Origin of the sequence: Catellatospora sp. KI3, assembly GCF_029948125.1 — a bacterium.
GTDB lineage: Bacteria > Actinomycetota > Actinomycetes > Mycobacteriales > Micromonosporaceae > Catellatospora.
In genome coordinates, this window is the sequence record NZ_JASAMB010000031.1 from 12,970 (window position 1) to 34,923 (window position 21,954).

The following is a 21,954-nucleotide window of genomic DNA, read 5'->3' on the forward strand; positions in this document are numbered from 1 at the left end:
CCCCCGTCCGCGTCCGCGTCAGCGGACGCGGCCGCGGGGCTTGAGCGGGGTCGCGGGAAGGACCGGGGCGGGCAGCGGCTCGCCGTCGTACCCGGTGACCTCGCCGAAGCGGGCATCGGCGGCCATCCACTGCTCGCGCGCGGCGGCGACGTCGTCGTGGCTGCGGCCGACGAAGTTCCACCACATGACGATCTCCTCGGCGAACGGCTCGCCGCCCAGCAGCAGCACCCGGGCCGGGGCACCGGTCCGGATCTCCAGGCAGTCCCGGCCGTGGCCGAGGTAGAGCAGGGTGCCGCAGGTGAGGTCGACCCCGTCGACGGCGGCGGCGCCGTCGAGCACCAGGGCGGCGTACTCGAAATCGGGTCGCAGCGGCAGGAACGCGGTGGTGTCGGCGAAGACGGAGGCCTCGGCGCCCACGATCGGGGTGTACGCCTTCGCCGGTGAGATCGCCCCGCCCAGCTCACCCATCAGTACCGTCACGGTCGCCCCCGGCAGCGACAGCACCGGCAGCTCGCGGTGGCTCTCGAAGTGCGGCGCGGCGCTCCGCGCGTGCTCGGGCAGGGCCACCCAGAGCTGCACCCCGTGCAGCGGGCCGGTACGCCCGGCGGGGGACTCCTCGGAGTGCGCGATGCCGTGCCCGGCCGTCATCAGGTTGAGCTGGCCGGGGCGGACCAGCGCCTCGCTGCCCAGGCTGTCGCGGTGCAGCACGTCGCCGGCGAGCAGCCAGGTGACCGTCTGCAGGCCGGTGTGCGGGTGGGGCGGCACGCGCATGTCGTGGTCGGCGGGGCCGTACTGGTCGACGAAGCACCACGCGCCGACCATGCGCCGGTCGCGGTGCGGCAGCGTACGGCTGACCGCCATGCCCCGCACCCCGCCCAGCACCACCTCCCGGCCGGGCAGCAGCTCGTGCACCGCACCCTCGGGCTGCTCCTCGCGCCCGCACTCGATCTCGACCGGTGCCGTCTCCACGTTGCTCATGCAAGCGACCCTACGCCGGACGCGACACGGGGCCGGTCACCATGTGACCGGCCCCGCGTGGTGTTCGCTTACCGCTCAGCTCTCGAGCATCTTGCGCAGGACGTACTGCAGGATGCCGCCGTGGCGGTAGTAGTCCGCCTCACCGGGCGTGTCGATGCGGACGACCGCGTCGAACGCCACGCCGCTGTCGGTGACGACCTTGACCGTCTTCGGGGTGGTGCCCTCGTTCAGGGCCTCCACACCGGTGATGGTGAAGGTCTCCTCGCCGGTCAGACCGAGCGAGTCGGCGTTCTGCCCGGCCGGGTACTGCAGCGGGAGCACGCCCATGCCGATGAGGTTGGAGCGGTGGATCCGCTCGTACGACTCGGCGATGACGGCCTTGACGCCCAGCAGCGCGGTGCCCTTGGCGGCCCAGTCGCGCGAGGAGCCGGAGCCGTACTCCTTGCCCGACAGGATCACCAGCGGGATGCCGGCGGCCTGGTAGTTGACGCTGGCGTCGTAGATCGTGCTGACCGGGGCGTCCGCGGCGGTGAAGTCGCGGGTGAAGCCGCCCTCGGTGCCCGGCGCGACCTGGTTGCGCAGGCGGATGTTGGCGAACGTGCCGCGGATCATCACCTCGTGGTTGCCCCGGCGCGAGCCGTACGAGTTGAAGTCCTTGCGGTCGACGCCGTGCTCGGCCAGGTACTTGCCGGCGGGCGAGTCGGCCTTGATGGAACCGGCCGGGGAGATGTGGTCGGTGGTGACCGAGTCGCCCAGCTTGGCCAGCACCCGCGCCCCGGCGATGTCGCTCACCGGACCCGGCTGCGCCGCCATGCCCTCGAAGTACGGGGGCTTGCGCACGTACGTCGACTCGCCGGCCCAGGCGAACGTGTCGCCGGTCGGGGTCGGCAGGCCCTGCCAGCGCTCGTCGCCGGCGAACACGTCGGCGTAGTCCTTGGTGAACATCTCGGCCGAGATCGCGCCGTTGATGGTCTCCTGCACCTCGGCCGGGGTCGGCCAGATGTCGCCGAGGAACACCGGGTTGCCGTCGGCGTCGGTGCCCAGCGGATCGCGGGCCAGGTCGATGTCCATCGTGCCGGCGATCGCGTACGCGACCACGAGCGGCGGGGACGCCAGGTAGTTCATCTTGACGTCCGGGTTGATCCGGCCCTCGAAGTTGCGGTTGCCGGACAGCACCGACACCACGGCCAGGTCGCTGTGGTTGACCGCGGCGCTGATCTCCTCCGGCAGCGGGCCGGAGTTGCCGATGCAGGTCACGCAGCCGTAGCCGACCAGGTGGAAGCCCAGCTTCTCCAGGTACGGCACGAGCCCGGCCTTGGCGTAGTAGTCCATGACGACCTTGGAGCCCGGCGCCAGCGTGGTCTTCACCCACGGCTTGGCGTGCAGGCCGCGCTCCACGGCCTTCTTGGCCAGCAGCGCCGCGCCCAGCATCACCTGCGGGTTGGACGTGTTGGTGCAGGAGGTGATCGAGGCGATCACCACGGCGCCGTGGTCCAGCTGGTACTCGCTGCCGTCGGCGGCCTTGACCACGGTCGGGTTGCTGGCCCGGCCCATGCTCGCGCGGGCGTTGGAGGCCGGGGCGTCGGAGGCGGGGAAGCTCTCCTCGCCCTCCTCGTCGGTCTCGTCGTCCTTGACGTAGTCGGGCAGCGCGGACCGGAACGCGGTCTTGGCGTTGGTCAGCTCGACCCGGTCCTGCGGGCGCTTCGGTCCGGCGATGCTCGGCACCACGGTCGACAGGTCCAGCTCCAGGTACTCGGAGTAGACCGGCTCGACCGACGGGTCGTGCCACAGGCCCTGCGCCTTGGCGTACGCCTCGACCAGCGCGATCTGCGCCTCGGAGCGGCCGGTGAGCTGCAGGTACGCGATGGTCTCCGCGTCGATCGGGAAGATCGCGCAGGTGGAGCCGAACTCGGGGCTCATGTTGCCGATGGTCGCCCGGTTGGCCAGCGGCACCGAGGTGACGCCGGGGCCGTAGAACTCGACGAACTTGCCCACCACGCCGTGCTTGCGCAGCTGCTGGGTGATGGTCAGCACCAGGTCGGTGGCGGTGGCGCCCGAGGGCAGCTCGCCGTGCAGCTTGAAGCCGACGACCTTCGGGATCAGCATGCTGACCGGCTGGCCGAGCATCGCGGCCTCGGCCTCGATGCCGCCGACGCCCCAGCCCAGCACGCCCAGGCCGTTGACCATGGTGGTGTGCGAGTCGGTGCCCACGACGGTGTCGGGGTAGGCCTGGCCGTTGCGCGGCATGACCACGCGGGCCAGGTGCTCGATGTTCACCTGGTGCACGATGCCGGTGCCCGGGGGCACGACCTTGAACTCGTTGAACGCGGTCTGGCCCCAGCGCAGGAACTGGTAGCGCTCCTGGTTGCGCCCGTACTCGATCTCGACGTTGCGCTCGAAGGCGTCGGGGCGCCCGAACACGTCGGCGATCACCGAGTGGTCGATGACCAGCTCGGCGGGGGCCAGGGGGTTGACCTTGGAGGCGTCGCCGCCCAGGTCGCGGACGGCCTCGCGCATGGTGGCGAGGTCGACGACGCACGGCACGCCGGTGAAGTCCTGCATCAGGACGCGGGCGGGCGTGAACTGGATCTCCACGCTGGGCTCGGCGGTGGGGTCCCAGCCGCCGAGGGCGTTGATGTGGTCGGCGGTGATGTTCGCGCCGTCCTCGGTGCGGAGCAGGTTCTCCAGCAGGATCTTCAGGCTGAAGGGCAGGCGCTCGTGCCCCTTCACCTTGTCGATCGTGAAGATCTCGTAGCTGGCGTCGCCGACGGCCAGCTGGCTCTTGGCACCGAACGTGTCGAGGCTCGCCACGTCGTACTCCTTCACAGCAGGTCTGTTACAAGCTGAAGTCTTTCGCAGAGGTCTGGGCACCCGCAGGTAAGGCAAGGCTTACTCCGGGTGGCCCGCCACTAAACCGTACGTCCGTCTTGTTTTTGGCGCAAGCCGAACCCGCATCGTGGGCAGCCGTTCGGCACGACAGCCTGCCGCAAACCGTACGTCCGTCTTGTTTTGCTCGGGGTGGCGTGCCAGACTGCGGGGCATGCTTCACCACGTGCAGATCGCCTGCCCGGAGGGCAGTGAGGACGTGCTGCGGGCCTTCTACGTCGGGGTCCTCGGCATGGTCGAGAAGCCCAAACCGCCCAAGCTCGCGGCCCGCGGCGGGTGCTGGTTCGTCGACCCGTACGGCGCTGAGCTGCACCTCGGCGTCGAGGCCGACTTCCGCCCCGCCCGCAAGGCGCACCCGGCCATCATCCGCCCCGACCTAGACGCTCTCGCCGCCCGCCTCACGGCCGCCGGCCACCCCGTCACCTGGCCCGATCCCACCGAGATCCCCGGCACCCCCCGCTTCCACACCGAGGACCCCCACGGCAACCGCCTCGAATTCCTCAACCCACCCGCCTGACCCCGCTCACTCTGGCGCCGCGCGGAGGTTCTGCGTGTGGCGCCGACAACTCGGGGCTGGGAATGGTGGAGAGTCGTTGACGGTTCAACTATTGTGCAAGACGTAAACGACTAGAGGAGGCAAGTGATGCCCGCTGTCACCGTGGACGACCTGCTAGTGCTGCCCCGGGTCCCCGAGCCCGGTGCGGCGGCCGTGCCCCGTCAGGTCACTTCCGTCACCACCGCCCCATCCGGCTTCGAGGGCGAGGGGTTCCCGGTGCGCCGCGCCTTCGCGGGCGTGGATCTGCGCGCCCTCGACCCGTTCATCCACATGGACCAGATGGGCGAGGTGGAGTACGCGCCCGGCGAGCCGAAGGGCACGCCGTGGCACCCGCACCGCGGCTTCGAGACCGTCACGTACCTGCTCGACGGCACCTTCCGCCACCAGGACTCGCACGGTGGCGGCGGGCTGATCAGCGACGGCGACACCCAGTGGATGACTGCCGGAAGCGGACTTCTCCACATAGAAGCCCCGCCAGAGGAGCTTGTGGTATCAGGTGGACTGTTCCACGGATTCCAGCTGTGGGTCAACCTGCCCGCGCGGCAGAAGATGTCGCCGCCGCGCTACCAGGACATCCGGGCCGGGCAGGTGTCGCTGCTCAGCTCCCCGGACGGCGGCGTGCTGCTGCGCGTCATCGCCGGTGACGTGGGCGGACACAGCGGGCCGGGCATCACCCACACGCCGATCGCGCTGGTGCACGCCACGCTGGCGCCGGGTGCCCAGCTGCGGCTGCCCTGGCGGGCCGACTTCAACGCCCTCGTCTACACCCTGGCGGGTGCGGGCACCGTGGGTGAGGAGAAGCGGCCGGTCAAGCTGGGCAACCTGGCCGTGTTCGGGGCCGGTGACGTGATCACCGTGACGGCCGACCCGACCCAGGACAGCCGCAACGCGGCCGGGATGGACGTACTGATCCTGGGGGGTCAGCCGATCCGCGAGCCGGTCGCGGCGTACGGACCGTTCGTGATGAACAACAAGGCCGAGCTGATCCAGGCGTTCGAGGACTACCAGGCGGGCAGGCTCGGCGTGATCCCGAGCGGGCCGCGCCGGGTCGACGTCGGCGACGCCGACCACCCCGGCCACGACGTGCTCTGACCTCGGCTCCGTTAAGAAGGGCCCCTTCTACGTCGCTAAGCGATAAGAAGGGGCCCTTCCTTTTGCCTGCGGCGGTGGATGTCGTTGCGCTCAGTTGCCGGGTGCTGTCATATCTTGCAACCTCTTGCGGAAACATTTCAGTTACCCGTATGTTGCGCCTGATGCTCGTGTGACCCTCGATACCCACACGGAAGAAGCCCCCATGACACCCCTTCGCGCCTTGGCCGCGCGTGCCGTGGCGGCGGTGCACCGCCGCACCTCACGGCACGGCCGCTACCTCCTGATAGGACTCCTCGCGCTGCTCGTCGGCGCCGCGCCGATCGTGGTGATCCGCGCGCTGAACGACCCCGCCCGGCAGTGGACCGAGGCCGGCGAGGTCTGGTTCAGCGACGAACCCACCGACGCCGCCCTGGCCGCCGCGGCTGGCTCGTCCGCCGCGCGCCGGGCCGAGCAGTTCTACTTCGTACTGCCCGACCGGTTCGCCAACGGCGACCCGCGCAACGACAGGGGCGGACTGGCCGGCGACCGGCTCCGCACCGGCCTGGACAAGGCGGACAAGGGTTTCTACCACGGCGGCGACCTGGCCGGCGTGATCGACAAGCTCGACTACATCCAGGGCCTGGGCACCACGGCGATCTGGCTGGCGCCGGTGTTCAAGAACCGGCCGGTGCAGGGCACGGGCGCGGACGCCTCGGCCGGGTACCACGGCTACTGGATCACCGACTTCACCCAGGTGGACCCGCACTTCGGGACGAACGCGGACCTGAAGAAGCTGGTCAAGCTCGCGCACCAGCGGGGCATCAAGATCTACCTCGACGTGATCGTCAATCACACGGCCGACGTCATCAAGTACGAGGAGAACCAGTACTCGTACGTGGACAAGAAGACCAGCCCGTACACCGACGCGCAGGGGCGCAGCTTCGAGGACGCCAACTACGCGGCGGGCGGCAAGGGCTTCCCGGCGGTGAGCGGGGCGTCGTTCCCGTACACGCCGACGTTCGCCAGCCCGGCCGACGCGAAGGTGAAGGTGCCCGGCTGGCTCAACGACCCGACCATGTACCACAACCGGGGCAACTCCACGTTCTCCGGTGAGAACAGCACCTACGGCGACTTCTCCGGCCTGGACGACCTGTGGACCGAGCGGCCCGAGGTCGTGCGGGGCATGACGAAGATCTACAGCGACTGGATCTCGCAGACCGGCATCGACGGCTACCGGCTAGACACCGTCAAGCACGTCGACATGGACTTCTGGCCGCAGTTCAGCCGGGGCATCGCCCGAGCGGCGGCGAAGGCCGGCAAGCCGGACTTCTTCATGTTCGGCGAGGTCTACTCGGCCGACCCGGCGATCACCTCCAGCTTCGTGCGCCAGGGTCAGCTGCCCGCCACGCTCGACTTCGGCTTCCAGGCCGCCGCGCAGGGCTTCGTCACCGGCGGCTCCGGCCAGGGCCTGGCCGACCTGTACGCCGCCGACGGCGCGTACACCAGCCGCGGCACCGACGCGAGCAGCCTGCCCACCTTCCTGGGCAACCACGACATGGGCCGCATCGGCACGTTCATCCGCAGCAGCGGCGCGGACGCCGACAGCGCGCTGCTGCGCGACCGGCTCGCCCACGAGCTGATGTTCCTGACCCGGGGCCAGCCCGTCGTCTACTCCGGTGATGAGCAGGGCTTCACCGGCGCGGGCGGCGACAAGGACGCCCGCCAGGACATGTTCGCCAGCCAGGCCGCCGACTACCTCGACGACGACCTGCTCGGCACCGACCGCACCCACGCGGTCGACCAGTACGACACCACCCACCCGCTCTACCGCGCCATCGCCGACCTGGCCGCGCTGCGCAAGGCGCACCCGGCCCTGCGCGAGGGCGTCCAGCTCACCCGGCACGCCGGGGACGGCGTCTTCGCCTTCTCCCGCATCCTGCCGAGCGAGCGCGTCGAGTACGTGGTGGCGACCAACTCGGCCACCGAGGCCCGCACCGTCACCGTCGACACGGCGACCCCCGGCGCGAGCTTCGGGAAGATCTACCCGGCGATCGGCGCCGGTCCGGCCGCCGGGGCCGACGGCAAGCTGACGATCGAGGTCCCGGCGCTGTCCAGCGTGGTGCTGCGGGCCGACCGGCCGCTGCCGTCCGCCGGCGCGCCCCAGGTCTCGATCGCGGCCCCGGCCGACGGTGCCGCCGTGGCGACCCTGGCCACGGTCACCGCGCAGGTCAGCGGCGACCCGACCGCGACGGTGACGTTCGCGGCGCAGGCCGGCACCGGTGCCTGGAAGGTGCTCGGCACCGCGACGCACGCGCCGTACACGGTCCAGCACGACCTGACCGGGCTGGCCGGCGGCACGGCGGTGCACTACAAGGCCGTCGTCCGCGACAGCGAGGGCCGCACCGCGGCCGCCACCTCGGCGATCACGGTCGCCTCCCCGCAGCAGGCCGCGCAGCGCGAGTACGTGCTGGTGCACTACCAGCGCGGCGACGGCGACTACGCCCCCTGGGGCGTCTACACCTGGGGTGACAGCGACAGTCAGCACCCGTGGCCGCAGGGCCAGCCCTTCGCGGGCGAGGACGCGTACGGCCGGTTCGCCTGGGTGAAGGTCAAGCCGGGCGCGACCAACGTCGGCTTCCTGGTGGTCGACGGGTCCGGTGCCAAGGACGTCGAGGCCGACCGCAGCTTCGACCCCAGCCGGGTCGGCGAGATCTGGCTGAAGTCCGGCGACGCGGCGGTGTACTCCTCGCTCGCGGCGGCCACCGGGCACGTCAGCATCCACTACAAGCGCCCCGACGGGGCGTACTCCGGCTGGGGCCTGCACCTGTGGGGCGACGGCCTGGCGTCCGGGGCGGGCACCGACTGGGGCAGCCCGCGGCAGCCGGACGGCACCGACGCGTTCGGCGCATACTGGAACGTGCCTGTCGGCGACCCGACGAAGTCGGTCAACTTCATCATCCACAACGGGGACGCCAAGGACCCCGGCGCGGACCAGGCTGTGGACATGGGCATCGGTGAGGCGTGGATCGCGTCCGGTGACGCGGCCGTGCACCCGACCCGGGCCGCCGCCGAGCACACCGCGGTGCTGCACCTGCGCCGCGAGGACGGGAACTACACCGGCTGGGGCCTGCACCTGTGGGACGGCAACGCCGACCCGGTGGACTGGGGCAGCCCGATGCTGCCGACCGGCACCGACGCGTACGGCGCGTACTGGCGGGTGCCGCTGGTCGACGGGGCGACCGGGCTGAACTACATCGTGCACCGGGGCGACGAGAAGGACCTGCCCAGCGACCAGCGGCTCGACTTCGCCAAGAGTGGGCACGAGGTCTGGATGCTGTCCGGTCAGCAGAAGTACCTGCGTCCGGGCGAGAAGGCCGCCGCGCTCGACATCGATCTGACGAAGTCGTACGCGCAGTGGATCGACCGGGGCACCGTCGCCTGGAACAAGCGCGACACCGACGGGCACGTCTACGAGCTGCTGGCGGCCCCGCACGGCGGGCTGTCGGTGGTGGACGGGGCGATCGCCGGCGACTTCACCCGGATCCGGTTGGCCGCGCGCGGCTGGCTGACCGAGCGGCAGCGCCAGGCGTTCCCGCAGCTGTGGGCGTACGGCGCGTTCGGGCTGACCGGGGCGGACCTGGCCGCGGTCAAGGCGGCGCTGCGCGGGCAGCTCGTGGTGACCGAGAGCGACCACACCGGCAAGCTGATCTCGGCGACCGGGGTGCAGATCCCGGGCGCGCTCGACGACGTGTACGCCGGTGCGGCCAAGGCCGTCCTCGGGCCGGTCGTCGGCAAGGGCAAGGCGAGCGTGTCGGTGTGGGCGCCGACGGCCACGCAGGTCGCGCTGGAGCTGTTCGACAACCCGTCGGCGCAGCCGCAGACCGTCGAGATGGACCGCGACGACGCCACCGGCGTGTGGAAGGCGTCGGGTCCGGCGAGCTGGACCGGCAAGTACTACCGGTTCAAGGTGACCGCGTGGCAGCCTGCCACGAAGCAGGTGGTCACGGCTTCGGTGACCGACCCGTACTCGGTGGCGCTGGCGGCGAACTCGACGCACAGCCTGCTGGTGGATCTGGGCACGACGCTGCCCGCCGGGGCGGTGCGCAGCCCGTCGTACACGGGCCGGGCGCAGATCCAGGAGCTGTCGGTGCGGGACTTCTCCGTCGCCGACGACACGGTCGCGGCCGGTAAGCGCGGCACCTACGCCGCCTTCACCGACCCGTCCACCGCCGGGATGAAGCACCTGAAGTCGCTGGCTCAGGCCGGGGTCACCCACCTGCACCTGCTGCCGGTGTTCGACTTCGCCACCATCCCCGAGCTGCGCGCCGACCAGCAGCAGCCCGCCTGCGACCTGCCGTCGCTGCCCCGTGACGCGCAGACCCAGCAGGAGTGCGTCGGCGCGGTCGCGGCCACCGACGGCTACAACTGGGGGTACGACCCGCTGCACTACACCGTGCCCGAGGGCGGCTACGCCGTCGATCCGACCGGTACGGCGCGCAATGCCGAGTTCCGGTCCATGGTGGACGGCATCCACAAGTCGGGCCTGCGCGTGGTCCTGGACGTGGTCTACAACCACACCTCGGCCGCGGGCACCGACCCGCACTCGGTGCTGGACCAGATCGTGCCCGGCTACTACCAGCGGCTGCTCGACGACGGCACCGTCGCCAACTCCACCTGCTGCGCCAACACCGCGCCCGAGCACACGATGATGGGCAAGCTCGTCGTCGACTCGGTCGTCACCTGGGCCAAGCAGTACAAGGTGGACGGCTTCCGGTTCGACCTGATGGGCCACCACCCGAAGCAGAACCTGCTCGACGTGCGGGCCGCGCTGGACAAGCTCACCGTGTCCCGTGACGGGGTGGACGGCAAGGCGGTCCTGCTCTACGGCGAGGGCTGGAACTTCGGCGAGGTCGCGAACAACGCCCGGTTCGTCCAGGCCACCCAGGCCGAGATGGCCGGTACCGGCATCGGCACCTTCAACGACCGGCTGCGCGACGCGGTCCGCGGCGGCGGCCCGTTCGACGACAACCCGCGCATCCAGGGCTTCGCCTCGGGGCTGTTCACCGACCCCAACGGCGACGCCGTGAACGGCAACGCGGCGGCGCAGCGGGCGCGGCTGCTGCACCAGCAGGACCAGATCAAGGTCGGGCTGGCCGGCAACCTGGCCGGGTTCTCCTTCACCGACTCGTCGGGGGCGGAGGTGACCGGCGCCGAGGTGGATTACAACGGCTCGCCGGCCGGATACACCAGGGCGCCGGGCGAGGCGGTGACCTACGTCGACGCGCACGACAACGAGATCCTGTTCGACGCGCTGGCGTACAAGCTGCCCGCTGGCACCGGGGCGCTGGACCGGGCGCGGATGCAGGTGCTGGCCCTGTCGACCGTGGTGTTCAGCCAGGGCACCGGGTTCGTCACGGCCGGTTCGGACCGGCTGCGGTCGAAGTCGCTGGACCGCAACTCGTTCAACTCCGGTGACTGGTTCAACGCGATCCAGTGGGACTGCGCGGACGGCAACGGGTTCGGGCGCGGGCTGCCGCCCGCGGCGGACAACTCGAGCAAGTGGCCGTACGCCAGGCCGCTGCTGGCCGACGCGTCGCTGGTGCCCACCTGCCAGGCGATCGACCTGGCGGGCGCGCGCTTCGCCGAACTGCTGCGGGTCCGCGCGTCCAGCGGCCTCTTCAGCCTGGGTACGGCCGAAGACGTGCAGCGGTACGTGTCCTTCCCGCTGTCCGGCTCCACCGAGACCCCCGGCGTGATCACCATGCAGCTCAAGCGGGGCGGCGAGACGATCGTGGTCGTGTTCAACGCGACCCCGGCGTCCACCACCCAGACGGTCGCCGCCCTGCGCGGCGCCCACCTGGCCCTGCACCCGGTCCTGGCGACCTCGGCCGACCCGGCCGTCCGCCAGTCCACCTTCACCGCCGCCACCGGCACCTTCACGGTCCCGGCCCGCACCGTGGCGGTCTTCACCACCCGCTAGGCGCGACGGCGAAGGGGCGGCCCGCTGTCGGCGGGCCGCCCCTTCTCGTTGATCACGGTGCCAGGGTGGAGACACGCCGTCGAACACGTCCATAAGTTCATGATCGACGGGGTGGGTGGGGGCGTCAGCCGGGGAGGCGGGGGCCGGACTCGCGCTGGGCGGCCAGCCAGGACTCGACGTCGGCGCTGGTGCGGGGGAGGCCGGCGGAGAGGTTGCGGCAGCCGGTGGCCGTCACCTGGACGTCGTCCTCGATGCGGATGCCGATGCCGCGCAGCTCCGCCGGGACCATCTCGTCCTCGGGCTGGAAGTACAGGCCGGGCTCGACGGTGAGGACGTAGCCCTCGGCCAGCTCGCCGTCGCGGTACTTCTCGTTGCGAGCGTGCGCGCAGTCGTGCACGTCGATGCCGAGCATGTGGCCGAAGCCGTGCAGGGTCCAGCGGCGGTAGACGCCGGAGTCCTTGTCCATCGCCTCGTCCACACTGCACGGCAGGATGCCCAGGTCGGACAGGCCCTCCGCGAGCACCCGCATGCAGGTCACGTGTACGTCGTGGAACTTCACGCCGGGCTTGATGAAGTCCATGCCGGCCTGCTGCGACTTGAACACCACGTCGTAGACCTGGCGCTGCAGCGGCGTGAACGCGCCGCTGACCGGGATGGTGCGGGTGACGTCGGCGGTGTAGAGGTTGCGGTTCTCCACACCCATGTCCATCAGCAGCAGCTCGCCGGGCTTGGTGCGCCCGTCGTTGCGGATCCAGTGCAGGATCGCCGCGTGCGCGCCGTTGCCCACGATCGAGCTGTAGCCGACCGTGTTGCCGTCGTGGCGGGCGCGCAGGCCGAACACGCCGTCGATGAGGCGCTCGGAGACCGGCCGGTCGGCCGGGATGATCCGGGCGACGTCCTCGAAGCCGCGGATGGTGGCGTCGATGGCGTCCTGCAGTTGCGCGATCTCCCACTCGTCCTTGACGAGCTTCATCTCGGAGATGACGTAGGCCAGCTCGCGGTCGCGGTCGGGGCTGGTCTGCCGCACCGCCGCGTCCACGCTGGGGTCGAGGTTGCGCAGCACCCGGGTGCGCGACGGGGCCAGCTCGTCCAGCACGCCCGGCAGGGTGTCCAGGTGGGCGGTCTCGATGCCCAGCTCGGTGGCCTTCTCCCGCAGCGTGTGGCGGCGGCCGATCCACAGCTCGCCGTAGCGGCGGTCCTTGAAGAACTCGTCGGTGTCGCGCGGGGAGCGGGGGCGCACGTACAGCACGGCGTCGTGGCCGGCGCCGTTCGGGCGCAGGACCAGCACGCTCTCCGGGTCGTGCTCGCCGGTCAGGTAGACGAAGTCGCTGCCGGGGCGGAACGGGAAGTCGGTGTCGTTGGCGCGCACCATCTCGTGGCCCGACGGGATGACCAGCGTCTCGCCGGTGAACGCCGCCGACAGCGCCGCCCGCCGCTTGGCGTGGTTCGGTGCGCCGTCACTGAGCGTGACCGGGAGCTCGGTGTCGCTCCAGCCGGACCGCATGAACTGAAGGAACTTCTCCGGGTACGCGGGGTCGTGCGACTCGGTGCCCTTCTTCTCTTGGTCGTTCATCTGACTGCCTCCTTGTGTGTTTGAAGCCTATCGCCCGCTCGCGGGTGGCATGATTGCCCACGTGTGTGGACTTTTAGCCTTTTTCAGCAGCCATGCCACGGTTGATGCCTTCGCCAGACCGCTCGCCGAGGCGCTGGAAAGGATGCACCACCGCGGCCCCGACGACACCGGCCTGGAGGTCGTCGACCGCGACGCGATCTTCGCGCACAAGCGGCTGGCCATCATCGACGTCGAGTTCTCCAAGGAGCCGCTGCCCTGGCCCCCCGCCGAGTCGGCGGTCGACGGGGCCGAGCCCGGCCGGTACGTGCTCACCTTCAACGGCGAGATCTACAACTACGTCGAGCTGCGCGAGGAGCTGGCCGCCGAGTTCGGCGCCCCGTTCGCGACGCTCGGCGACGGTGAGACTGTCGTGGCGGGGTACCACTACTGGGGCGAGGCGGTGCTGGACCGGCTGCGCGGCATGTTCGCCTTCGTCATCTGGGACCGGCAGGAGCGGGTCGCGTTCGGCGCCCGCGACCCGTTCGGCATCAAGCCCATGCACTACCTGCAGACCGTCGACGGCCTGTACCTGGCCAGCGAGAAGAAGTCGCTGCTGCCGTTCGCGGCCAGCGCCACCGCCGGCAACGCGGGCATCGGCCCGGTCGAGCTGTCGCACCTGCTGACCTTCCAGTACGTCCCCGAGCCGCACACCCTGCACCGGGGCATCGAGCGGATCGGCTCGGGGGAGTGCCTGACCTGGCGGCCGGGGGCCGACCCGGGGGCGCGTACCGGCGGGGAGCTGACCGTGCGCCGCTGGTTCCGCCCGGTGCTGCGCCCGACCCCGGTCTCCGACGAGCAGCGGCTGTTCGCCGAGATCCGCGAGACGCTGCGCGAGAGCGTACGGCTGCACATGCGCTCCGACGTGCCTGTCGGCGCCTTCCTGTCCAGCGGCATCGACTCCACCGCCGTGGTCGCCCTGGCCCGGGAGTGGAACCCGGAGATCCTGACCTTCACCGTCGGCTTCGACGTGCCCGGCTACTCCGAGATCGAGGTGGCCCAGGACTCGGCGCGGGCCCTGGACGTCACCACCATCCCGACGAAGATCACCGCGCAGGACATGATGAAGGCGCTGCCGCGCATCGTCTGGCACCTGGACGACCCGGTCGCCGACCCGTCGCTGGTCCCGCTCTACCACGTGGCCCAGACCGCCGCCGAGCACGTCACCGTGGTGCTGTCGGGCGAGGGCGCCGACGAGTTCTTCGGCGGGTACGGCATCTACCGCGAGCCGCTGTCGCTGGCCCCGGTGACCCGGCTGCCCGCCGGGATGCGCCGCGGGCTGCGCGCCATCTCCAAGGCCATCCCGCAGGGCGTACGCGGCAAGAGCTACCTCGAACGCGGCACCACCCCGCTCACCGAGCGGTTCTGCGGCAACTCGCGCATCTTCACCGACGAGGCCGAACTGCGCCGCCTGCTGCGCCGCCCCGAGGCGGTCGAGGCCGCCGCGAAGTACACCGACATCACCGCGCCCTACTTCGCCCAGGCCCGCGCCGACGGCCTCGACGACGTCGCCACCATGCAGTACGTCGACATCCACACCTGGCTGCGCGGCGACATCCTGGTCAAGGCCGACCGGATGTCGATGGCGCACTCGCTGGAGCTGCGGGTGCCGTTCCTGGACCGCGCGGTGTTCGACGTCGCCGCGAAGATCCCGCGCGAGCTGAAGGTGCCGCCCCGCTCGCACACCACCAAGTACGCGCTGCGCCAGGCCCTGGCCGGGATCGTCCCGCCCGCCATCGTGCACCGCCCGAAGCTCGGCTTCCCGACCCCCACCCGCGTCTGGCTGGCCGGCGAGATGTACGACTGGGCCCGCGAAATGCTGCACACCTCCGGCGCCGACGACCTGCTCGACCTGACCTACGTCGACGGGCTGCTCAAGGCGCACCGGGCCGGGGCGGCCGACAACTCGCGCAAGATCTGGACCGTGCTGGTGTTCTGCGTGTGGCACGCCGTCTTCGTGGCCCGCACACTCGACCCGGGCGTGGGCCGCAACGCCTCGGCGCTGCTCACCAAGCCGGTGGTCGGATCGATGGTTTCCTAACAGTGAACAGCGTGCCATGCTGAGCCTCGGTACCCATACCGGCCGGGGAGGCGCAGTGACGCAGGTGATCCTGTGTGGAGTGTCGTCGCTGCTCAGGCCGGACCTGCTCGTCACCGCCCGCGGGTCCTGGCAGGTGCCGGGGCCGCCGCGGCTGTTCGACGCCGACGTCAGCGCGGCCCCGGCGGCGGCGCTGCCGTACCTGCGCGAGCTGGTCGAGGAGTTCGCCTGGCGGGCCGACCTGCTCCTGATCTCCAGCACCGACCTCGCCGCCCTGTACGGCCCGACGGTTCCACCACTGCGGCCGGCCCGCCGGCTGCGCGCCAGCGGCAGCGGCGCGGTGCTGCTGCGCTGCCCGGCGCCGTCCGCCGGCGGCGTCTCGGTGCTCATCTGCGACGACCCGTCCGGCCGGATCAGGGCCGACGGGCCGTCCGACATCCTGTTCGGACTGGCGGTCACGCCCTCGACAGCCCAGCTTCAGGCGGCGTTGGCCCGCGAGGGTGTGCCGTTGGACGCGACCGGGTGGTTGGATCTGGCGGACAAGGCCAACGCGACCTAAGGTGCCCTCGTGCCCCTGCAAAACGATGAATCCGCACGCCCGGAGGACCTTTTCGCCGTGCTGCGGCACGCGGTCCTCGAAGGACCAGGTTCGACCCCGGCGCGGGTGCGCCAGGCGGTCGCCGCCGCCAAACTCGACGAGGTGTCGCGGGAACTGCGCGACTACGTCGCCACGCTGCGCGAACACGCCTGGCGCAGCACCGACGAGCAGGTGCGGGAGCTGCTCGCCGCGGGCTGGTCCGAGGACCAGGTGTACGAGCTGACCGTCGCCGTGTCGGTGGGCGCCGGCCAGCGCCGCGTCGACGCCGGGCTGGCCGCGCTGGCCCGCGCCGAGGCCCGCCTGGCCACCGCCTCGCCGCCCCGGGTGCCGCCGCAGGCCCGCCCGGCCGTGACCGGGGCGGTGCGCAGTGCGGTTGCCTAGCCTGTCCCGATCCTGGCGCTTCAGCGACCGGGTGAAACTCAAACTCATCCGGCTCGCCAGCGGCCGCCCCCCGGCGGACATCCTGCACATCCTGCACTACCGGCGCGAGTTCTTCGGCGAGCCGTTCACCGAGTGGGTGCACCAGGTGCTGCGCGGGCCCTCGGAGTGGAGCATCGGCGAGCGGGAGCTGATGGCCTCGTTCGTGTCGCACCTCAACCAGTGCCGGTTCTGCGAGGGCAGCCACGCCGCGGTCGTCGACGCGACGCTGGGCGCGGAGCTGACCCGGGCGGCGCTCGCCGACTGGCGCACCGCGCCGCTGCGCCCCGGCCTGCGGGCCGCGTTCGCGCTGCTGGAGACCCTGACCCTCAAGCCGGACGAGACGGGGCCGGAGCTGGTCGAGGCGGCGTACGACGCGGGCGTCACCGAACAGGGGGTGCGCGACGTGATCCACATCTGCGGCATCTTCTGCACCATCAACCGCATCGCCGACGCGGTCGACTTCGCCGTGCCCGACGACAAGGGTTTGAAGGGCGACGCGTACCAGCTGCTCAAGCGGGGCTACGCCATCAAGTAGGTCACCCGAGCGTGTTCGCCGTGGATGCGTCCAGCTGGGCGTAGCCGCGGCGGACCGCCAGCTCGGCCTCGCGCAGCCCCGGGCCGCCCCAGCGGGCCAGCGAGCTCGCCGCGGCCACCTTCGCCACGTCGGCGCCGTCGCCGTGCGCCTCGCGGATCAGCCAGTCCAGCGCGGCCAGCTCCTCGTGCGCGATGCCGAGGAACTCGGTGTCGACCAGCTCTCCGTGGCCCGGCACGATCATCGCGTCGGCGGGCACGGCCCGGGCCAGCGACGCCAGCGTCTCCGGCCAGTCCAGCGGGAACGCGTCGCCGAACGCGGGCGGCGCGCCCTCCTCGACCAGGTCGCCCGCGACCACCACGGAACCGGTGGTGGCGACCAGGTCGCCCGCGGTGTGCCCGCGCCCGTGCCACTGCAGCGTCACCGTCCGTCCGCCCACATCCACCACGTCGCGGTGCGGCACCGGCCGGTTCGGCGGCAGGATCGGCGTACGGCCCACCTCGCGGGCCAGCGCCTCGTCCTCGGGCAGCAGCTCCTGCTCCCAGGCCCGCTGCCAGGCGGTGCCGTGGTCGCGCAGCTCGCGCACGCAGTCCGGGTGGCCCCAGATCGGGGTCGAGGGCCCGGCCAGGGTGGCGTTGCCCAGGCAGTGGTCGTAGTGGAAGTGGGTGTTCACCAGGCCCAGCGGCTTGGCGGTGATCCGCGCGGCGGCGTCGCCGAGCTCGCGCGCCTGGGCACGGGTCGACAGCGTGTCGACCAGCAGCGCGCCGGTGTCGCCGACGATCAGGGTGCAGTTGACCCGCAGCGTCGGATACACCAGCACGAAGACGCCGTCGGCCACCTCGGTGAAGTCGGTCATGGCTGCATCGCCTTCTCCAGGAAGCGGTGCCGGTCGACCAGCACCCGCTCCACTTTCGCCTCGGCGGCGACCGTATCGCCGTCGCGCACCGTCACCTCGAAGAACAGGCGGCGGCCGTCGACCTTCGCCAGCAGGGCCTCGGCGGTCACCAGGCGGCCGATCGGGGTGGCGGCGCGGTGGTCGAGCTCCACCCGTACCCCCACGGTGGTCTGGCCCGACTCCAGCGCCCGCGCCGTCGCCGCGACCGTGGCCGCCTCGGCCAGCGCGACCACCCGCGGCGTCGCGAGCACCGGCACGTCGCCGGAGCCCAGCGCCTGGGCCGTGTCGGCGTCACCGACAGTCAACTGCACCTTCGCCGTGAGTCCCGCTGTGAGCTGCGCAGCCATGTGCCCCAGCCTAAGGCCTGCCCCGCCCGCCCGCGCCGCGCGCGACCATGATCCTTTCCGGACGGGTCAGGCCTCGGCGACCCAGTAGAGCTGCTTGTGGCCGCGGGCCTCCATCGTCTCGGCCAGCTCGTCGGCCTCGGCCCGGGTCGCGCAGCGCCGCACCACGAACCGGTTGCCGTTGTCGTCCTGCCGCCAGACGACCCACGGCGTCGGCGCGTCCTCGCCCGTCATCCGGCCTCCCTCGCCGCCCGCGCCCGCGCGGTCAACTCGTCGGCCCAGGCGACCGCCTGCGCCAGCTCGCGGTGCGCGGCCGTGGCCGGTGCCCCGCCCGCCACGTCGACCAGCACCGTGGCCAGCCCGAGCCGGCGCTGCAGCGGGCCCTGGCGCAGCCGCACGCTCTGGATCCGCGCGTACGGCACCACGGTCAGCACCCGCGTCGCCAGCCCGTCCACCGAGGCGAACGCGCCGTCCAGCAGCCCCGCCCGCAGCACCTGCCGCCGCAGCGGCGCTAGCCACCCGGCCGCGGCCGGGACCGGCACCAGCGGCAGCGCCAGCAGATCCACCCCCGGCACCGCCAGCGGAATCAGCGACCGGGCCGTGTCGACGGTGGCCACCGGCAGCAGCCGGTCGGTCTCGGCGCGGCTCTCCTGGCCCGGCTCGCGCCCGCGCTGACCCGCCACCGCCAGCGTCACCCGCAGCCAGCCCTTGGCCCGCCACAGCAGCGGCCAGGTCACCGTCAGCGACTGCACCCGGTGCGGCGCCACCAGCTGGCTGCGCGTCTCCAGCAGCCCGTGCCGGATGCGCAGGCGGCCGTCGGCGGCAAGCCCCAGCCGGAAGTTCCAGAAGTTCAGCACCCGCATCGCGGGCGCGCCGACGGTACCGGCCACCGCGGTGACCATGCTCGCCAGCGCGAAGATCCCGAAGTCGCTGTTGAACATCAGCTGCCCGACGATGAACAGCACCGCCAGCGGCGTGAACATCACCGGCGGGGTGAGCAGCTGACTGCGCAGCACGTCGGTGTTGTCGACCCGGAACACGTCGGCGGGTTCGGCCTCGGCGGCCGGCTCGTCGGCGCTGCTGCTCGCGGCCGCAGCGGGCGGGTGACCCGGCGCGGCGGCGGCCATCGCCAGCAGCCTCGCCCGCAGCGCGGTCGCCTCCGCCAGCGGCAGGAACGCCAGCGGCGCCTCCGACTTGGCGCCCCCGGCCATGTCCAGCCGCAGCTCGGCCAGGCCCGCCAGGCGCGCCAGCAGCGGCTGCACCACCTCGATCGACTGCAACCGCTCCAGCGGCACCGCCCGCACCCGCCGCGACAGCACCCCCTCGTGCACCCGCAACTCCCGGCCCACCACCTCGTACCCGGTGAAGCGCCACGCCAGCGCCGAGTAGAGCAGCACCAGCACCAGCAGCGCCAGCAGCGCCTCGGCATAGTGCGCCGGCCCGAGGTTCTGCAGGCCGCGCCACGACACCGCAGCCACGATCAGCGCCAGCGTCCGCACACTCTTGAGCACCGGCGTCAGCGGATGCAACCGCGTACGCGGCTCCCCACCCGCCGCCGCCCCACCCCGCCCGCCGCCGGGTTCGCCGGGGCGTGCCGTGGCGCCCCGCGCGCCGCTCGGGTCGTCGGAGTGTGCCGTGGCAGCAGGCGCGCCGCTCAGGTCATCGGAGTGTGCCGTGGCAGCAGGCGCGCCGTTCAGGTCATCGGGGTGAGCAGTGGGGTCCTGTGCGTCGCTCAGGCTGTCGGGGCGGGCTGTGCCGCCCGGTGCGTCGCGCAGGTCGCCGAAGCGCGCGGTGGCGTCCTGCACGCGGCCCGGGTCGTCGGCGGGCGACCCGAGTGAGGTGCCGCCGGGCGGGGCCGGGGTCGTGCCGGACGGGCCGGGCTCGGTCACAGGCCCTCACCGGCGTTCTCGCCGAGCGCGGCCAGGCGGTCGCGCAGCCGGACCGCCTCGGCCGGGGCCAGGCCCGGCACGGTCGCGTCGCTGGCCGCCGCCGCGGTGTGCAACTGCACCGTGGCCAGGCCGAACATCCGCTCCAGCGGACCGGCGGTGACATCGACGAACTGCATCCGGGCGTACGGCACGATCGACAGGTGGCGCACCATCCGGCCGTGCCGCACCAGCAGGTCGCGCTCGCGCTCGGCATAGCCGTAGGAGCGGGCGGCCCGCACCGAGACGACGGCGCGGAAGGTGTTGAGGGCCAGCAGCGCCACCGCCGCCACCGGCAGCCAGCGGTAGCCGAGGAACGACCAGGCCACCCCGCACGCACCGACCAGCAGCGCGGTGTCGATGGCGATCCGGGTCAGTTCCAGCCACGCCAGCCGGGGCGAGACCGGGTGCCAGCCCCGCTGCGGCCCCGGGTCCAGGGCGCTGGTCACTGGGTTGCCGGACGTCACCGGCTCACCGACGGGAAGTGCGGCTGACGGCTCGCTCACGCGTTCGACGATAGACGATCAGGTCACGGCCAGCGCCCCGAGCCGATCACCACCCACCTCCGCCCACCCACCTCCGCCCGCCCACCTCCGACCGCCCACCTTCAACCGCCGATCCCACCGACCGCCCACCACCGAAGTCACTGACCGTCTTGCCGACCGCCTTCGCCGGTCCGGCGGAATGAGCACGACCGGGCAGGGGAGGCGCGACCGGGCAGGCGAGGCGGGATCGGGCGGGCGAGGCGGAGCCGGGCGGGCGGAGCCGGGCGGGTAAGCGGGACCGGGAAAGAGGGGGACTGGAAGCGACAGTGGTGCGGAGGGATCAAGAGGGCTGGAGGGGCAGCACTTCGCGGAGGAAGCCTCGGACGGACAGGAACTCCGACAGGTTCTCGCGGTGCTCGTCGCAGGCCAGCCAGGATTTGCGCCGGTCGGGGGTGTGCAGCTTCGGGTTGTTCCAGCGCAGTTCCCAGGTGGCGGGGGCGCGGCAGCCCTTGCGCGAGCAGATCAGCGGGGCTGCTTCCTCAGTCACGGCTGGCAGCGTACCGGGCAGGGCGGCGCACCGGATTCGGTCGGCGGCCCCGGCGGGGCGTGCGTGCGCATCGGGAAGTCGGCGGCCCCGGCGGGGCGTGCGCACGGGCAAGTCGGCGGCCCCGGCGGGGCGTGCGCACGGGCAAGTCGGCGGCCCCGGCGGGGCGGGCGCATCGGATTCGGTCGGTGTGGGCGCTGCTAGTGCGGAGTGATCGCCGGTTGCGGTCGGAGTGGTGGTTTAGGCGGCGGGGTGTGCAGGAAACCGACCCTAGGTCGCGATCTTCCGTGCGCGCTGCCGGTGGTGATCGGCGTTCCGGGGCTAAAGATGGCGTTTCGGCCGGTGTTCGCGTAGCGAAGTGACCGGAAGTCGTGATCTTGGGGCTTGTTTCGGCCGATGATCGCGTTCCTCGGTCAAAATGACCGTCTCCAGATGAGGTTATGACCGCAAACGGCGATCAGGAAACCTTGACCCGAGGTGGTGACCCCAGACGGCGATCACCGCCAGCCGCCACTCCTGCAGCCGGCTGCGGTTCTCGCCGCTTCCGCGAGCCGCCTCCGCGAGCCGCTTCCGGTCCTGCAGCCGGCTGCGGTACTCGCCGCTTCCGCGAGCCGCCTCCGGCGTCAGCCGGGCTGGCCGAGGCAGGCTCACCGGGCTGGATGCACTGCCGCTGCCGCTGGCTCTATCGCTGGCGCAGACCATAGCGCTAGCGCAGGTTCTAGCGCTGGCGCTGGCCCTAGCGCTGGCGCAGACCGTAGCGCTGGCCCTGGCGCTGGTGCGGGTCCTGGCGCTGGGCTGGGGTGATGGCGCAGGGGCTGGGGCTGGGGCTGGGTGGAAATGCGAAACGGCCGAGCGGGGCTCGGCCGAGGTGTTTGGCGTGCCGGGCGGCCACGGGGGAAGCCGCCCGGCAACGCCGAAATATTAACCACGCGCCGGGCGCCGAGGGAAGAGCGCGGAGCGCATCCATTCGGATGAAATCCCGGACCGGAAAGATCAGTGTCTGTGATGCTGTCATAAGCGGTTTTCACACGTATTTGCCGCATACGTCGGCTTGACGTGCCAGGCTGGGCCCCAGCCGCTGGTACGGCGCGGC

The 21,954-nt window shown here is 71.9% G+C and carries 16 protein-coding genes; 7 read left to right on the plus strand and 9 right to left on the minus strand.

Features of this window, described 5'->3' with window-relative positions:
• Window positions 1–18 precede the first annotated feature (18 nt).
• Together QEZ54_RS32700 and acnA are read right to left on the minus strand one after the other, a co-directional pair.
• Complete coding sequence (locus QEZ54_RS32700) at window positions 19–978, minus strand: pirin family protein (protein ID WP_281308627.1); 960 nt, start codon at window positions 976–978, stop codon at window positions 19–21.
• Window positions 979–1,053: 75 nt separating this feature from the next.
• On the minus strand, window positions 1,054–3,804 hold the full coding sequence (acnA, locus tag QEZ54_RS32705) for an aconitate hydratase AcnA (protein WP_281308628.1): 2,751 nt from the start codon (window positions 3,802–3,804) through the stop codon (window positions 1,054–1,056).
• A gap of 214 nt (window positions 3,805–4,018) precedes the next feature.
• Here acnA and QEZ54_RS32710 point away from each other — a divergent pair, with 214 nt between their 5' ends.
• The 3 genes from QEZ54_RS32710 to pulA all read left to right on the plus strand — a co-directional run bounded on the left by QEZ54_RS32710 (window position 4,019) and on the right by pulA (window position 11,471).
• On the plus strand, window positions 4,019–4,381 hold the full coding sequence (locus QEZ54_RS32710) for a VOC family protein (RefSeq protein ID WP_281308629.1): 363 nt from the start codon (window positions 4,019–4,021) through the stop codon (window positions 4,379–4,381).
• 126 nt (window positions 4,382–4,507) lie between these two features.
• On the plus strand, window positions 4,508–5,512 hold the full coding sequence (locus QEZ54_RS32715) for a pirin family protein (protein ID WP_281308630.1): 1,005 nt from the start codon (window positions 4,508–4,510) through the stop codon (window positions 5,510–5,512).
• Between the two features lie 202 nt (window positions 5,513–5,714).
• On the plus strand, window positions 5,715–11,471 hold the full coding sequence (gene pulA, locus QEZ54_RS32720) for a pullulanase-type alpha-1,6-glucosidase (protein ID WP_281308631.1): 5,757 nt from the start codon (window positions 5,715–5,717) through the stop codon (window positions 11,469–11,471).
• A 124-nt stretch (window positions 11,472–11,595) separates the two neighbouring features.
• Here pulA and QEZ54_RS32725 read toward each other — a convergent pair whose 3' ends face one another.
• Window positions 11,596–13,044 (minus strand): aminopeptidase P family protein, encoded by a 1,449-nt coding sequence (locus tag QEZ54_RS32725; RefSeq protein ID WP_281308632.1) that lies wholly within the window; start codon window positions 13,042–13,044, stop codon window positions 11,596–11,598.
• Between the two features lie 61 nt (window positions 13,045–13,105).
• Here QEZ54_RS32725 and asnB point away from each other — a divergent pair, with 61 nt between their 5' ends.
• From asnB to QEZ54_RS32745, 4 genes are read left to right on the plus strand one after another with little or no spacing between them, the layout of a single operon-like run.
• Window positions 13,106–15,121 carry an asparagine synthase (glutamine-hydrolyzing) gene (gene asnB / locus QEZ54_RS32730; RefSeq protein WP_281308633.1) on the plus strand — a complete coding sequence of 672 codons (2,016 nt, stop codon included), beginning with the start codon at window positions 13,106–13,108 and terminating at the stop codon, window positions 15,119–15,121.
• Between the two features lie 55 nt (window positions 15,122–15,176).
• Window positions 15,177–15,677 carry a hypothetical protein gene (locus QEZ54_RS32735; RefSeq protein WP_281308634.1) on the plus strand — a complete coding sequence of 167 codons (501 nt, stop codon included), beginning with the start codon at window positions 15,177–15,179 and terminating at the stop codon, window positions 15,675–15,677.
• A 9-nt stretch (window positions 15,678–15,686) separates the two neighbouring features.
• On the plus strand, window positions 15,687–16,097 hold the full coding sequence (locus QEZ54_RS32740) for a hypothetical protein (protein ID WP_281308635.1): 411 nt from the start codon (window positions 15,687–15,689) through the stop codon (window positions 16,095–16,097).
• A gap of 31 nt (window positions 16,098–16,128) precedes the next feature.
• Window positions 16,129–16,671, plus strand: a complete 543-nt coding sequence (locus QEZ54_RS32745) for a hypothetical protein (RefSeq protein ID WP_281308636.1) — start codon at window positions 16,129–16,131, stop codon at window positions 16,669–16,671.
• Window position 16,672: 1 nt separating this feature from the next.
• On the opposite strand, the gene QEZ54_RS32750 is transcribed toward QEZ54_RS32745, so the two are convergent.
• The 6 genes from QEZ54_RS32750 to QEZ54_RS32775 all read right to left on the minus strand — a co-directional run bounded on the left by QEZ54_RS32750 (window position 16,673) and on the right by QEZ54_RS32775 (window position 20,864).
• On the minus strand, window positions 16,673–17,524 hold the full coding sequence (locus tag QEZ54_RS32750) for an MBL fold metallo-hydrolase (protein WP_281308637.1): 852 nt from the start codon (window positions 17,522–17,524) through the stop codon (window positions 16,673–16,675).
• Entirely contained in the window at window positions 17,521–17,910 is a 390-nt protein-coding gene (locus tag QEZ54_RS32755) for a hotdog domain-containing protein (RefSeq protein WP_281308638.1), read from the minus strand. The genes QEZ54_RS32750 and QEZ54_RS32755 overlap by 4 nt, the downstream gene beginning before the upstream one ends.
• Before the next feature lie 66 nt (window positions 17,911–17,976).
• Complete coding sequence (locus QEZ54_RS32760) at window positions 17,977–18,141, minus strand: hypothetical protein (protein WP_281308639.1); 165 nt, start codon at window positions 18,139–18,141, stop codon at window positions 17,977–17,979.
• The gene (locus tag QEZ54_RS32765) at window positions 18,138–19,796 is read right to left on the minus strand and encodes a PH domain-containing protein (protein WP_281308640.1); all 1,659 of its coding nucleotides are present in this window, start codon (window positions 19,794–19,796) and stop codon (window positions 18,138–18,140) included. The genes QEZ54_RS32760 and QEZ54_RS32765 overlap by 4 nt, the downstream gene beginning before the upstream one ends.
• Window positions 19,793–20,281 (minus strand): PH domain-containing protein, encoded by a 489-nt coding sequence (locus tag QEZ54_RS32770; protein ID WP_281308663.1) that lies wholly within the window; start codon window positions 20,279–20,281, stop codon window positions 19,793–19,795. The genes QEZ54_RS32765 and QEZ54_RS32770 overlap by 4 nt, the downstream gene beginning before the upstream one ends.
• Before the next feature lie 376 nt (window positions 20,282–20,657).
• Complete coding sequence (locus QEZ54_RS32775; RefSeq protein ID WP_281308641.1) at window positions 20,658–20,864, minus strand: acetone carboxylase; 207 nt, start codon at window positions 20,862–20,864, stop codon at window positions 20,658–20,660.
• Between the last annotated feature and the right edge of the window lie 1,090 nt (window positions 20,865–21,954).